Source organism: Streptococcus infantis (assembly GCF_019929575.1).
Classification (GTDB): Bacteria; Bacillota; Bacilli; order Lactobacillales; family Streptococcaceae; genus Streptococcus; species Streptococcus infantis_L.
Map to the genome: position 1 here is coordinate 1 of NZ_JAHZPU010000014.1, position 13,792 is coordinate 13,792.

The 13,792-nt window shown below is 41.8% G+C and carries 14 protein-coding genes; all 14 read left to right on the forward strand.

Features of this window, described 5'->3' with window-relative positions:
- Window positions 1–78: 78 nt before the first annotated feature.
- The 14 genes from K1I67_RS05970 (at window position 79) to K1I67_RS06035 (ending at window position 13,742) form a co-directional block, all read left to right on the forward strand.
- Window positions 79–510 carry a restriction endonuclease subunit S gene (locus tag K1I67_RS05970; RefSeq protein WP_223339268.1) on the forward strand — a complete coding sequence of 144 codons (432 nt, stop codon included), beginning with the start codon at window positions 79–81 and terminating at the stop codon, window positions 508–510.
- 186 nt (window positions 511–696) lie between these two features.
- Window positions 697–1,686 carry a Fic family protein gene (locus tag K1I67_RS05975; RefSeq protein ID WP_223339235.1) on the forward strand — a complete coding sequence of 330 codons (990 nt, stop codon included), beginning with the start codon at window positions 697–699 and terminating at the stop codon, window positions 1,684–1,686.
- A gap of 67 nt (window positions 1,687–1,753) precedes the next feature.
- Complete coding sequence (locus tag K1I67_RS05980; protein ID WP_223339236.1) at window positions 1,754–2,158, forward strand: YbgA family protein; 405 nt, start codon at window positions 1,754–1,756, stop codon at window positions 2,156–2,158.
- Entirely contained in the window at window positions 2,142–2,507 is a 366-nt protein-coding gene (locus K1I67_RS05985) for a TIGR02328 family protein (protein ID WP_223339237.1), read from the forward strand. The genes K1I67_RS05980 and K1I67_RS05985 overlap by 17 nt, the downstream gene beginning before the upstream one ends.
- Before the next feature lie 155 nt (window positions 2,508–2,662).
- Complete coding sequence (locus K1I67_RS05990; RefSeq protein ID WP_223339238.1) at window positions 2,663–3,028, forward strand: type II toxin-antitoxin system RelE/ParE family toxin; 366 nt, start codon at window positions 2,663–2,665, stop codon at window positions 3,026–3,028.
- On the forward strand, window positions 3,018–3,311 hold the full coding sequence (locus tag K1I67_RS05995) for a helix-turn-helix domain-containing protein (protein ID WP_223339239.1): 294 nt from the start codon (window positions 3,018–3,020) through the stop codon (window positions 3,309–3,311). The genes K1I67_RS05990 and K1I67_RS05995 overlap by 11 nt, the downstream gene beginning before the upstream one ends.
- A 259-nt stretch (window positions 3,312–3,570) precedes the next feature.
- Window positions 3,571–5,820 carry a 5-methyltetrahydropteroyltriglutamate--homocysteine S-methyltransferase gene (metE, locus tag K1I67_RS06000; RefSeq protein WP_006155898.1) on the forward strand — a complete coding sequence of 750 codons (2,250 nt, stop codon included), beginning with the start codon at window positions 3,571–3,573 and terminating at the stop codon, window positions 5,818–5,820.
- 62 nt (window positions 5,821–5,882) lie between these two features.
- Window positions 5,883–6,749, forward strand: a complete 867-nt coding sequence (gene metF / locus K1I67_RS06005; RefSeq protein WP_223339240.1) for a methylenetetrahydrofolate reductase [NAD(P)H] — start codon at window positions 5,883–5,885, stop codon at window positions 6,747–6,749.
- 474 nt (window positions 6,750–7,223) lie between these two features.
- Window positions 7,224–9,446 carry a polyribonucleotide nucleotidyltransferase gene (pnp, locus tag K1I67_RS06010; protein WP_223339241.1) on the forward strand — a complete coding sequence of 741 codons (2,223 nt, stop codon included), beginning with the start codon at window positions 7,224–7,226 and terminating at the stop codon, window positions 9,444–9,446.
- 14 nt (window positions 9,447–9,460) lie between these two features.
- Window positions 9,461–10,078, forward strand: coding sequence for a serine O-acetyltransferase (gene cysE, locus K1I67_RS06015; protein WP_223339242.1), 618 nt, complete (start codon window positions 9,461–9,463; stop codon window positions 10,076–10,078).
- Window positions 10,079–10,157: 79 nt separating this feature from the next.
- On the forward strand, window positions 10,158–10,919 hold the full coding sequence (locus K1I67_RS06020; protein ID WP_223339243.1) for a nucleoside phosphorylase: 762 nt from the start codon (window positions 10,158–10,160) through the stop codon (window positions 10,917–10,919).
- A 228-nt stretch (window positions 10,920–11,147) separates the two neighbouring features.
- Window positions 11,148–12,491, forward strand: coding sequence for a cysteine--tRNA ligase (gene cysS / locus K1I67_RS06025; RefSeq protein ID WP_223339244.1), 1,344 nt, complete (start codon window positions 11,148–11,150; stop codon window positions 12,489–12,491).
- Entirely contained in the window at window positions 12,484–12,870 is a 387-nt protein-coding gene (locus K1I67_RS06030; protein WP_045763483.1) for a Mini-ribonuclease 3, read from the forward strand. The genes cysS and K1I67_RS06030 overlap by 8 nt, the downstream gene beginning before the upstream one ends.
- Before the next feature lie 2 nt (window positions 12,871–12,872).
- A complete protein-coding gene (locus K1I67_RS06035) occupies window positions 12,873–13,742 on the forward strand; it encodes a helix-turn-helix domain-containing protein (RefSeq protein ID WP_223339245.1) in 870 nt (289 codons plus the stop codon).
- The last annotated feature ends 50 nt before the right edge of the window (window positions 13,743–13,792 follow it).

Here is a 13,792-nt window from a genome sequence, read left to right on the forward strand (position 1 = left end):
GACACACTTGAAAGCTTATTTGATTAACACTCCGCAACTTTACTTGAGTGTTTACACAAAATTATTGACAGAATCGAAATATTTTTAGAGAATGATAAATCAACAAATTTTATTGTTAATGAGGGAATGATTTTAATCACACGAAGCGGTATCCCAGGAGCTACACGCTTAGTGTCAGAACTGGAAGCAAAAACTGTATATTCAGGATTTATTATTGCATCAGAAGTTAATGATTTGATTTATAAAAATTTGATTTTCTACTACTTAAAACATGTTGAAGAAGTATTAAAAAATCAATCAGCAGGGACTATCATGAAAAATATTTCTCAATCAGTTCTTACTGATATGACTGTTTCACTACCTCCCCAAAATGTTCTGTTAAAATTTAATTCAATCGTTGATAACTTACTTGAACAAATGAAAAATGTTCAAAGGCAAAACCAAGAACTCACCCAACTTCGCGATTGGCTCTTGCCAATGCTGATGAATGGGCAGGTGAAGGTGGAGTAGGGGAATCTAAACTAAAAGAGATTTGCATGTTTGGAAAATAAATTTCTGCTAGAGTCTATATCTATTCCAACAGGTTTTATAGCTTTGTAAGAAACGACAATTGACAGGGAATCCTAACTAGTTTAATGTGGTAGAATAGATAGAATGTAAAGATTTTACTTGAAGATTTCCATAGAAAGGAAGACGATGACACCCAACTATAAAATAACAGAAGAAATATTGAATCTCGTGCAGAAGATTTCTGAGTTGGCGACTCAACTTTCTTTCGAAACGAGGGAACTACACCTACGCAAGGAAAATCGAATTCGCTCTATTCAGTCCTCTTTAGCTATTGAGAATAATAGTCTTTCTCTGGAGCAGGTGACTGATGTTATAGAGGGAAAAAGAGTTCTAGGCCCTCTTAAGGATATCCATGAGGTCCAAAATGCTTATGAAGCTTATGAGAAGGTTTTTCGCTTAAATCCATATAGTATAGATGATTTTTTATTAGCTCATCGATTGTTGACACAGGATTTGGTCAAGCATCCTGGACAGTTTCGATTAGGCGATGTGGGTGTTTTTGATGGAGCAGGGAAAGTTGTTCACCTTGGAGCGAGACCACAGTTTGTTCCTAATCTGGTATCGGATTTATTTGTTTGGGCTGAGGCCAGCCATATATCTGATATTGTCAAATCTTGCATCGTGCATTTTGAGTTAGAAATTATTCATCCCTTTGAGGATGGGAACGGTCGTATGGGTCGGATGTGGCAGAGCCTAATTTTGAGTAGATGGAATCCGTTATTTGAGTGGCTTCCTGTCGAGTCTGTTATTTACCGACATCAGTCAGGATATTATCAAGCCTTAACTGATAGTAATGAAGCTAATGATTCTACAAAATTTATCCAATTTATGCTTGATGCGATTTTAGAAACCTTGCTTGATTATGGTCAGCAAAAAATTGATAGTAGGAACAAGTCGGTTAAAGTGCTTTTGAAACCACGTGAGCTAGCTATTTTTGAAAAAATAGAGTCTTATCTTATAGAGCATTATCAGATAACAAATGCAATTGCACAAGAACTAACAGGTTTAAGTGCGGCAACCATGCGTCGTTATCTCCAACTATTTGTAAATCAAGGTTTATTAGAAAAATCAGGAACTACAAAAAACACTATTTATTCGCTCATAATTCGCTCATAATTCGCTCATTTTTTAGTAATAACTTTGTTCCGTATTTCCTGGGAACTAGTAGAAAGTTAGGAGAAATATGGAAAACAACAACCAACGTGCCCTTTGTCAGCAAATCTGGGCGGAAAACAAATACCTTGTTTTGAGCCATTCTAGCAATATTTACAAGGACATTCGCCAGTATCTCAAGCAAGAAGTGGTGGAGCTGAGTCAGGTTCAAGAGATGATTGACCGTGCCTGCGAGATTCCGGAACACAGGGGTCAGGTTTGCAATGCCTTCCAGCATATTTGGGGCTATTTTAAAAAGCAAGCTAGCCTTGATGAACGCAAAGACTATATGCTCTTGTTGGATCGCTACCGCTTTGGTCAAGCTTCCAAGGAAGACTTGATTGCTCAGACGAGAGATTTGCTCGAACGTTACCCAAATGCTTATCTGCAACATTCTACCTTGCTGAAGGGAGACTCCCATGAGACTTTGGCATGAGGCTTTGATTTCACGACTTCCCCGTCCTCAGCTCTTGGGACAGCATCGAGAGTGCTGTGCCCTTCGTGGCAATGGCTGGGGCAGAAAGCATGCGACGGTTGACTATGTCTTTACCCACTCGCCTTATCGTCTCTATGCCTATCATCGTTTGATCATGGAGGAGATGGCTAGCCGTGGTTACAAGGTCAGTCCGGAATGGCTAGACAAGAACTACCGTGGCAAGACCTGCCCTCCTTATCAAGACTTAGCAGAGGAAAAGCTGAAAAGTCCTATCTACAGTGAGCATGACGCTGCCTACTATGAGGAATGTCTGGCTAATCTTCGTGAAAAGGGGATAGAGCTGGAGTAATATTAAGGATTTTCTCCAATATATAACTCTTTTCGTAATTTTTTCGAATAATAAGAATGGGACCTTTAGAATGATTCTAAGGTCTTCTTTTTATAAGTATTTGGATTTACTTTTAATAACTTTTAAGTTATAATTAAATTGAAAGAGGTTGCTTGGTGCACACGATTTACTTCTATAAGGACAAAAATGGAAATGAGCCAGTCTTGGATTATATGAGAGAATTGGCCTGTCGTAAAAGTAAGGATAGTCGCATAAAACTCAGTAAACTAAACGACTATATCGAGCTACTTAGTCAGCATGGGACTAGAGCTGGTGACCCCTATATTAAACATTTAGAAGATGAGATATGGGAATTAAGACCTCTTCGGGATAGGATTTTATTTGTAGCTTGGCTTGATGGGAGTTTTGTTCTTTTACATCATTTTGTCAAAAAGACTCAAAAGACTCCTAGAAGAGAAATTGAAAAAGCCAAGCGTGAACTGAAGGACTTAAAAGAAAGAGGGTTAAGTGATGAAGAATAGTGCCATTGGAAGTAACTGGAAGGATGTCCGGTCAGAACTCTTCACCAAGGAGGAAATCCTTGAAAGTGATATGCGAGTGGCTATCATGAGTGAATTGATTGAGGCTAGATATGAGCAAGGCATCAGTCAGAAAAAGCTAGAAGAACTCAGTGGAGTGAGCCAGCCTGTCATAGCTAGAATGGAAACAGGTAAGACTAGCCCTCAGTTAGATACCGTCTTAAAAGTTTTAGCCAGTTTAGGCAAGACACTCGCAGTTGTCCCACTTGAACAAGAAAATAGTTGAGAATCAGTGCCTATAGTCTTTTCTAATACCAAGCCATAGTCAGCTGTCAGTTCACTATTTTTTTGCGAAGAACATAGCAACCTTGAAAGGCTATCAATCTATATTTACCAAAGGATTTGGGGAATCTTCTCCAAATCTTTTTTTGTCTTTTAAATCGAGATATAGTTTCAAACTATACCAAAGCCTAATTTTTTACAATTATACAGACGCTTTCTTTTCTGTTAAGATAGTTTCAACAACAATTTTTGGAGGACAAAACATGTCAACTACAATTATCGGTTTCCCTCGTTTGGGTGAATTCCGCGAATTAAAATTTACAACTGAAAAATACTTTAGAAAAGAAATCTCAGAAGAAGAACTCTTAGCTGCGGCTAAAGAATTGCGTGCAAAACACTGGAACATCGTCAAAGAAAAAGGCATCACTGAAATCCCATCAAATGACTTTTCTCACTATGACAACTTCCTTGATGCTGCTTTCCTTTTCAACGTAGTTCCTGCATCAGTACAAAACTTAGAATTGTCTGATCTTGAACGTTACTTTGCTTTGGGACGTGGTTACCAAGGAGAAAAAGGGGATGTTCGTGCCCTTCCGATGAAAAAATGGTTCAACACTAACTACCACTACATCGTTCCTAAATTTGAAAAAGACACTCAAGTAAAATTGGCTGGTCACAAGATTTTCGATGAGTTCCAAGAAGCTAAAGAACTTGGTCTTAACACTCGTCCTGTCCTTGTAGGTCCATTCACTTTCCTTCAATTATCAGACTATGAAGAAGGCGTGAAAGCAGAAGACTTCGTAGATAGCTTAGTAGCTGCTTACCAAGATGTTTTTGCTAAATTGGCTGAACTTGGTGCGACTCGTATCCAACTCGACGAAGCTGCTCTTGTAAAAGACTTGACAGAAGAAGAAAAAGCGCTCTTCTTGAACATTTACAACAAACTCTTGGCTGATAAAAAAGGTCTTGAAGTCTTGCTTCAAACATACTTCGGTGACGTTCGTGACGTTTACGCTGACCTTGTGAAATTGCCAGTAGATGCCATCGGTCTTGACTTCGTTGAAGGTAAGAAAACTCTTGAACTCGTTAAAGGTGGCTTCCCAGCTGACAAGACTCTCTATGCAGGTATTGTTAATGGTAAGAACATCTGGCGTAACAACTATGAAAAGAGCTTGGCTGTTCTTGAGCAAATCCCAGCTGAAAACATCGTTTTGACAAGCTCATGTTCACTTCTTCATGTGCCATTTACAACTGCTAATGAAGAATTTGAACCAGCTATCTTGAACCACTTTGCATTTGCAGTTGAAAAATTGGATGAAATCCGTGACTTGGATGCTATCCGCAATGGTCAAGGGGCAGAAGCACTTGCAGCTAACAAAGAACTCTTTGCGACTGAACGTGTTGGTGAAAATGCGGAACTTCGCGCTCGTATCGCTGGATTGACAGACGCAGACTACACTCGTTTGCCAGCCTTCGCAGAACGTGAAGCTATCCAAGAAGAAGCCTTTAAACTTCCAGCTCTTCCAACAACAACTATCGGTTCATTCCCTCAAACCAAGGAAGTTCGTGCTAAACGTTTGGCCTTCCGTAAGGGTGAATTGTCACAAGAAGAATACGATGCCTTCCTTGCTGAAACCATCGACGAATGGATCAAGTGGCAAGAAGAAGTAGGATTTGACGTGCTTGTACACGGTGAATTCGAGCGTAATGACATGGTTGAGTACTTCGGTCAAAACTTGTCAGGTTACCTCTTCTCTAAAAACGGTTGGGTACAATCATACGGTATGCGTGGGGTTAAACCACCAATCATCTGGGGTGATGTCACTCGTCTCAACCCAATCACTGTTAAATGGTCTAGCTACGCACAAAGCCGTACTGACAAACCTGTTAAAGGTATGTTGACTGGACCTGTTACCATCCTTAACTGGTCATTCCCACGTGAAGATATCTCTATCAAGGATTCTACTCTTCAAATCGCTCTTGCAATCAAGGATGAAGTTCTTGACCTTGAAGCTGCAGGCGTGAAAATCATCCAAATCGACGAGGCTGCTCTTCGTGAGAAATTGCCACTCCGTCGTAGCGACTGGTACGAAGACTACCTTGACTGGGCTATTCCAGCCTTCCGCTTGGTACACTCAACAGTAGCACCAGATACTCAAATCCACACTCACATGTGTTACTCAGAATTTACAGATATCATCCCAGCTATCGACAACATGGATGCCGACGTTATCTCATTTGAAGCTAGCCGTTCAAACCTTGAAATCTTGGACGAACTCAAAGCGAAAAATTTCCAAACAGAAGTGGGTCCTGGGGTTTACGATATCCACTCACCTCGTGTGCCTAATGAAGGCGAAATCGACCACACCATCGAAGCCATCCTTGCCAAAGTACCAAGCAAGAAAGTATGGATCAACCCTGACTGTGGTTTGAAAACACGTGGTATTCCAGAAACTAAAGAAAGCTTGATCCGCCTTGTAGAAGCTGCTAAAGCTGCGCGTGAGAAATTGTAAGAAAAGACATTTCTCCATACATGGTTGATCAGTAAGAAATCAACTAGAAAAGGTTCATACATATGTCACGTCAAACACCGTCCCTCTCATTTGAAGTTTTCCCTCCAAACCCAGCAGTAGGCAATGACAAAATTATTGCAGCCCTGAAAGATATGCAGGACTTGGCTCCACACTTCATCAGTGTGACTGCCAGCAATAATAAATTTAATATCAAAGAGACGACGGTTCGTTTGGCTGATTATATTCAAAATGACTTGGAGATTCCAACCATTGCTCACTTGCCAGCTATCTATTTGACTAAGGATAAGGTGGCTGAGACCATTGCAGATTTGGATAAGGTTGGTGTTCAGAAAATATTGGCTTTGCGTGGAGATATCATTCCAGATGTTGAGCCACAGAAGGATTTCCGTTATGCGACAGACTTGATTGAATTCATCAAGGAGCAGGCCCCGCACTTTGATATCATTGGTGCTTGTTATCCTGAGGGACATCCTGATTCGCCAAACCAAATCTCAGATATTCAAAATCTCAAGAAAAAAGTAGATGCAGGCTGCTCAAGTCTTGTCACCCAGCTTTTCTTTGACAATGAGCGTTTCTACGATTTCCAAGACAAATGTACCTTGGCTGGAATTGATGTGCCGATTCATGCAGGAATCATGCCAATCCTCAACCGTAACCAAGCACTTCGTCTCTTGAAGACTTGTGAGAATATTCATCTTCCACGTAAGTTTAAGGCTATCTTGGACAAGTATGAGAATGACCCTGAGTCACTCAGAGCAGCAGGACTTGCCTATGCCGTAGACCAAATCGTGGACTTGGTAACGCAAGACGTAGCAGGTGTGCATCTCTACACTATGAACAATGCAGAAACTGCCCAATATATCCACCAAGCAACTCATGCCTTGTTCAATCACCAGTCTTTAGGATAATAAAAAGCAAACCATTCTTCTTTTCATGGAGGAATGGTTCCTTTTTAATAGAAAAGCCCGCACTTTTTAAGAAAAATATGATAAAATAGACTCTGTACGTACTTGATACAAAGATGAGGGTATTAAATAATACAATGCATTCAAACTGCAAGGTTTAGCGACACGAGCGAGTCAAATCGATATTATTTGACGAGGGGAGTTAGTAAAGCATTTAGCTAATCGCATGATAGCGATTAGCGTGAAAGGCTTAGATGCTTTAGCATCAATCCTTTCTGATGACTAACGGTAGGAAGAGCGACACGAGCGAGTCAAATCGATATTATTTGACGAGAGAGTTAGTAAAGCATTTAGCTAATCGCATGATAGCGATTAGCGTGAAAGGTTTAGATGCTTTAGTATCAAACCTTTCTAATGATTTGTATCTTGATTTTTGTAGGCAAGGCGTATAATATTATCAATCCAAAGGGGATTAAAATGACAAAACATGTGTTTCAAACGACTTTTGCGGGTCGTGAGTTGATCGTAGAGACTGGTCAGGTTGCTAAGCAAGCAAATGGCTCTGTTGTCGTGCGTTACGGTGAGTCAACTGTCTTGACTGCTGCCGTTATGTCTAAGAAGATGGCAACTGGGGATTTCTTCCCACTTCAAGTCAACTACGAAGAAAAAATGTATGCGGCTGGGAAGTTTCCTGGTGGCTTTATGAAACGTGAAGGACGTCCTTCAACAGATGCGACCTTGACAGCGCGTTTGATTGACCGTCCAATCCGTCCGATGTTTGCGGAAGGTTTCCGTAACGAAGTGCAAGTCATCAACACAGTTCTTTCTTACGATGAAAATGCATCTGCACCAATGGCAGCTATGTTTGGTTCATCATTGGCACTTTCTATCTCAGACATTCCATTTGACGGACCAATCGCTGGGGTACAAGTGGGTTATGTTGATGGGGAAATCGTCATCAACCCAACTCAAGAACAAGCAGAGCAATCGCTTCTTGAATTGACAGTAGCTGGTACAAAACACGCTATCAACATGGTAGAGTCTGGTGCCAAAGAATTGTCAGAAGAAATCATGTTGGAAGCTCTTCTTAAAGGACACGAAGCTGTTAAAGAATTGATTGCCTTCCAAGAAGAAATCGTTGCGGCAGTTGGTAAAGAAAAAGCAGAAGTAGAATTGCTTCATGTGGATGCTGAATTGCAAGCTGAAATCATCGCAGCCTACAACAGTGACCTCCAAAAAGCGGTTCAAGTAGAAGAAAAATTGGCGCGTGAAGCTGCAACTCAAGCAGTTAAAGACCAAGTGACTGCTGTTTACGAAGAAAAATATGCAGGCCACGAAGAATTTGACCGTATCATGCGTGATGTGGCTGAAATCTTGGAACAAATGGAACATGCAGAAGTGCGCCGTTTGATCACAGAAGACAAGGTTCGTCCTGATGGCCGTAAGGTCGATGAAATCCGTCCTTTGGATGCACAAGTGGACTACCTTCCTCGCGTACACGGTTCAGGACTATTTACTCGTGGACAAACTCAGGCGCTTTCTATCTTGACTTTGGCGCCAATGGGTGAAACGCAAATCATCGATGGTTTGGATCCAGAGTATAAGAAACGCTTTATGCACCACTATAACTTCCCACAATACTCTGTAGGGGAAACTGGTCGTTACGGTGCGCCAGGTCGTCGTGAAATTGGTCACGGTGCTCTCGGTGAGCGTGCCCTTGCTCAAGTATTGCCAAGCTTGGAAGAATTCCCATATGCTATCCGTCTAGTAGCAGAAGTCTTGGAATCAAACGGTTCTTCATCTCAAGCCTCTATCTGTGCCGGCACTCTTGCCCTTATGGCTGGTGGTGTGCCAATCAAGGCGCCAGTAGCAGGGATTGCTATGGGTCTTATCTCAGATGGAAACAACTATACAGTATTGACAGATATCCAAGGTTTGGAAGACCACTTTGGAGACATGGACTTCAAGGTTGCAGGTACTCGTGACGGGATTACAGCCCTTCAAATGGATATCAAAATTCAAGGGATTACTGCAGAAATCTTGACAGAAGCTCTTGCTCAAGCCAAGAAAGCTCGTTTTGAGATCCTTGACGTCATCGAAGCTACCATTCCAGAAGTTCGTCCAGAATTGGCTCCAACTGCTCCGAAAATTGATACTATCAAGATTGATGTGGACAAGATCAAGATTGTTATCGGTAAGGGTGGAGAAACAATCGATAAGATCATCGCTGAAACAGGCGTTAAGATTGATATCGACGAAGAAGGTAACGTATCTATCTACTCAAGTGACCAAGCTGCCATTAACCGTACCAAAGAAATCATTGCTGATTTGGTTCGTGAAGCTAAAGTGGATGAAGTCTACCATGCCAAAGTTGTTCGTATTGAGAAATTCGGTGCCTTTGTCAACCTCTTTGACAAGACTGATGCCCTCGTTCACATCTCTGAAATGGCTTGGACTCGTACCAACCGTGTCGAAGACTTGGTAGCTATCGGCGATGAAGTGGATGTTAAGATTATCAAGATTGATGAAAAAGGTCGTGTCGATGCTTCTATGAAAGCACTCTTGCCACGTCCGCCGAAACCTGAACATTCAGAAGAAAAAGGTGAAAAGGGTCATCGTCATGGCGATCGTCCTCGTCACCACCACAAGGATCACAAACCTAAGAAAGAAACCACAGAAACACCAAAAGACTCAGAATAAGAAAGGAGAAATGTATGGGATGGTGGCGTGAAACCATTGATATCGTAAAAGAAAATGATCCAGCGGCTCGCACCACTTTGGAGGTTCTTTTGACCTATCCTGGTGTGAAAGCCTTGGCTGCCCACCGTCTCTCTCATTTTCTCTGGAAACATGGCTTTAAGCTCTTAGCTCGTATGCACAGCCAGTTTTGGCGCTTTTGGACTCAGATTGAGATCCACCCAGGTGCTCAGATCGAATCTGGTGTCTTTATCGACCATGGTTCAGGTCTTGTAATTGGGGAGACGGCTATCGTTGAAAAAGGCGTTCTTCTCTACCATGGGGTAACCCTTGGTGGGACAGGGAAGGATATTGGCAAACGCCATCCGACAGTACGTAAGGGAGCTCTCATATCTGCACATGCCCAAGTTATCGGACCTGTAGAAATCGGTGAAAATGCCAAAGTCGGTGCTGCAGCAGTTGTTGTAGCAGATGTTCCTAGCGATGTGACGGTTGTCGGTATTCCTGCTAAGATTGTCCGAGTGCATGGGCAAAAGGATGAACCAACCATTCATGAAGTTGAAGGAAAACGGGAATACTACGTCAATAAACTCGAGCAAGCGAGAGATGCCAGTCATAGATCGTCCGAGCTTTAACATTTGATTTCGTTCGTTTGAAAAGATTGGCTTTGTCAAACAAACCCAAGTGGTCTATCTGAATGCGAAAGAGTAATAAATGCTATTAGATGAATTTGAAAATGTACCTGCTGTTATAGAGCCAACTGATCGAAGCCTCCTTAGTGGTGGAGAAGTTTGTGATACCATTATCTTGTCTTTTAATGGAGAAATCCTTGAACGAGTAAAGCAGATAGAAGGTGTCTACGAAGGTGGCTATCTTACCAATCTAAATGGCAAACTGCCATGGTATATCTATGAAAAAGATGGGAGTAAGGTAGCAGTTGCTATGGCTACTATTGGAGCTCCAATGGTTGTTGGACTCTTAGAAGAACTAAAAGCAAGAGGGTTTAAAAACTTTATCGTTTTAGGGTCTTGTGGAGTTCTGGACCAGTCTATTCAAGCAGATAAGATTATCCTACCAAGCTCGGCTTTACGTGATGAAGGTACTAGTTATCACTATGCTCCAGCAAGTGATGAAATAGCCTATGATCGATCTCTACTCTTAACTATGGAAAAAGCCTTGGATAAAGCTGGTATTGAGCATATTCGAACAAAGTCTTGGACCACAGATGCCTTCTATCGTGAGACAGCTGCTAAGATCAAACGAAGACTAGCAGCAGGAGCTAGAGTTGTAGATATGGAAGCTTCAGCTATCATGGCCTGGGCCCAATATCGACAAGCCAATGTCTATCAATTTTTCTACACAGCTGACTATGTCGACCATCACAATCACGAATGGGATGCTAGACGCGAGGATAGAAAAGCGGATGCTATGACTTTCTTTGAGATTGCCCTAGTCATTGCTCAAGAGTTAGTTTAGACTAGTTTTTACGATAAATTCGAAACAAGAAAGGAAGGGAGCCTAACGGAAAACATAGAAATAAAACTTCCGTAGTGACTCCCTTCATCTTTTTACTTCATTCTTCTTTTATGTTTAGAAAGGAGCAAGGAATTCCGATTTGTGACAGGCAATCGGACTAAAATTTAGTTGAACAGTTAGTTATGAAAATATCTGTTTATGAATTTTAGCTTTCCTGACTATTATTTTATGATTAAAATCTATGACACCATGTCTCGTGATTTACGAGAATTTGTCCCAATTACAAAGGGCAAGGTTCTCATGTATGTCTGTGGGCCAACGGTATATAATTATATCCACGTGGGGAATGCCCGCTCAACAGTAGCCTTCGATACCATTCGTCGCTACTTTGAGTACCGTGGTTATGAGGTTGCCTACATTTCCAACTTTACCGATGTAGATGACAAGATTATCAACCGTGCCAAGGAAGAAGGCATCACACCTCAGGAAGTAGCGGACAAGTATATTGCGGCCTTTCGTGAGGATGTGACAGCTTTGGGTGTTAAACCTGCGACTCGTCATCCACGTGTTGTAGAGTTTATGGCTGATATCATCCGCTTTGTAGAAGACTTGATTAAAAAGGGCTATGCTTATGAGAGTCAAGGAGATGTCTATTTTCGTGTAGAAAAATCTCATAACTATGCTAAGTTGGCCAATAAAACCTTGGAAGACTTGGAGCTAGGTGCTTCAGGTCGAACGGATGAAGAAACAGCTCGTAAGGAAAATCCTGTGGACTTTGCCCTCTGGAAATCTGCCAAACCAGGTGAGATTTCTTGGGATAGTCCATGGGGACCAGGTCGTCCAGGCTGGCATATCGAGTGTTCGGTCATGTCAACGGAGATTTTAGGAGATACCATCGATATTCACGGTGGTGGAGCAGACCTTGAGTTCCCTCACCATACAAATGAAATTGCCCAGTCAGAAGCTAAAACAGGCAAGACCTTCGCCAACTACTGGATGCACAATGGCTTTGTCAATATCGACAATGTCAAGATGTCTAAGTCTTTGGGAAACTTCATTACGGTACACGATGCTCTCAAAACTATCGACGGTCAAGTATTGCGTTTCTTCTTTGCGACTCAGCACTACCGTAAGCCTATCAACTTTACAGAAAAAGCAGTACGTGATGCAGAGACTAATCTCAAGTATTTGAAGAACACTTACGAGCAACCATTTTCTGGAACTGTAGATGCTCAAGAGTTACAGGTTTTTAAAGATAAGTTTGTAGCGGCCATGGATGAGGATTTCAATACAGCTAACGGAATCACAGTTGTCTTTGAAATGGCCAAATGGATCAATTCAGGTAACTATGATGCAGCCGTTAAGGAAGCTCTTGCGGCGATGTTAGAAGTCTTTGGAGTGGTCTTTGTTGAGGAAGATTTGGATGAAGAGATTGAAGCCTTGATTCAAAAACGCCAAGAAGCGCGTGCCAATCGTGACTTTGCGACAGCTGACCAAATCCGTGACCAACTAGCTGCACAAGGGATTAAGCTACTTGACACAAAGGATGGAGTGAGGTGGACACGTGATTGATGTCAATCTCATTAACGGGATTGCTCTAGCTTTTGAAGGAGATGCAGTTTATTCTATGTATATCCGTCGCCATCTCATTCTCAAAGGCATGACCAAGCCCAATAAACTTCACCAAGAGGCAACCAAGTATGTGTCGGCCAAGGCTCAGGCACATTTGATTTCCCTCATGCTGGAAGAAGAAGTCCTAACGGAAAAAGAAGAAGAAATCTATAAACGGGGTCGCAATACCAACAGCCATACTAAGGCTAAGAATGCGGATGTGGTAACCTACCGTATGTCCACGGGTTTTGAAGCGGTCATGGGCTATCTTCATATGACTGAAAATGTGGAACGCCTAGAAACCTTGATTTCTTGGTGCATCCAAAAAGTGGAGGGCTAGGAATGATTGCAAAAGAACTACTGGATTGGTTTCCTGATGGTAAAATCTTAGATCAGCCAGTTGATAAAGAGGGTTATCTAAGTCTACCTCTGTCAAATTATCAGTGGCTTTTGCTTGAGGAAGCTAGTCTTAGCGAGCGTGAAAAACAACTGGTGGCTCTCTTAACCAAACAGGAGCAAACCATTTCCCTCAATCCTTGGTATAGTTATCTCATTGAAGGCAAAGGACAGGCACCGCAAAACTTTAAAAAATTGCAGCTTGTCTATTGTCACCTATCCTATTTCCAACAGGAAAATTTAACGTCTTGGTTAGAGATGATGGGAACCCTCTTTCCAAATTGTCAAACAGTGCTTCAGGTGGGAGCGCAGGATTACATTTTTGTTCTCCAACAGGATAAGTACATATCCGTTCGCTCTATCTTGATGGATACCTTGGAAGCCGTAGAATATGACTTTGGAGTACGTTTGTCCATCATGTTAGGTCAGGTCTGGTCACAGACAGGACATCAGGCTCTGTCAGATCTCATCAAAGCAGAACGTGATTTGTTCAAAAACTGGTGGCGACAAGGGCATCAAGGGTTCCATACTTTTTCTCAACTCTATCTGTGGAGTATGGGTGAAAGAATCGTGGATCTCCGAGTTGTCAAGGAATATCTGCATCAGATGATTGTGGACCAGGATCAGATTCAGGAAATCATCCTTTCACTGTGGGAAAATAGTGCTGTCCTTACGAAGACAGCTCAGCAACTGTATTTACATCGCAATTCTCTCCAATACAAGATTGATAAATGGGAAGAATTGACAGGGCTTCAGTTGAAAGAATTGACTGACTTGACCTTGTGCTATCAGTTGATTTTACCAGATATTATTTAAAGTTTTGTGCAAGTTGCACAGAACTTTTTTATTTTTTTGGTCACCTTGCC

Coding starts and splice junctions, on each gene's coding strand:
- K1I67_RS05995 (WP_223339239.1), top strand. CDS start 3,018: ATGAAGAATAGTGCCATTGGAAGTAACTGGAAGGATGTCCGGTCAGAA.
- K1I67_RS06035 (WP_223339245.1), top strand. CDS start 12,873: ATGATTGCAAAAGAACTACTGGATTGGTTTCCTGATGGTAAAATCTTA.
- K1I67_RS05985 (WP_223339237.1), top strand. CDS start 2,142: ATGAGACTTTGGCATGAGGCTTTGATTTCACGACTTCCCCGTCCTCAG.
- metF (WP_223339240.1), top strand. CDS start 5,883: ATGTCACGTCAAACACCGTCCCTCTCATTTGAAGTTTTCCCTCCAAAC.
- metE (WP_006155898.1), top strand. CDS start 3,571: ATGTCAACTACAATTATCGGTTTCCCTCGTTTGGGTGAATTCCGCGAA.
- cysS (WP_223339244.1), top strand. CDS start 11,148: ATGATTAAAATCTATGACACCATGTCTCGTGATTTACGAGAATTTGTC.
- K1I67_RS05975 (WP_223339235.1), top strand. CDS start 697: ATGACACCCAACTATAAAATAACAGAAGAAATATTGAATCTCGTGCAG.
- cysE (WP_223339242.1), top strand. CDS start 9,461: ATGGGATGGTGGCGTGAAACCATTGATATCGTAAAAGAAAATGATCCA.
- K1I67_RS05980 (WP_223339236.1), top strand. CDS start 1,754: ATGGAAAACAACAACCAACGTGCCCTTTGTCAGCAAATCTGGGCGGAA.
- pnp (WP_223339241.1), top strand. CDS start 7,224: ATGACAAAACATGTGTTTCAAACGACTTTTGCGGGTCGTGAGTTGATC.
- K1I67_RS06020 (WP_223339243.1), top strand. CDS start 10,158: ATGCTATTAGATGAATTTGAAAATGTACCTGCTGTTATAGAGCCAACT.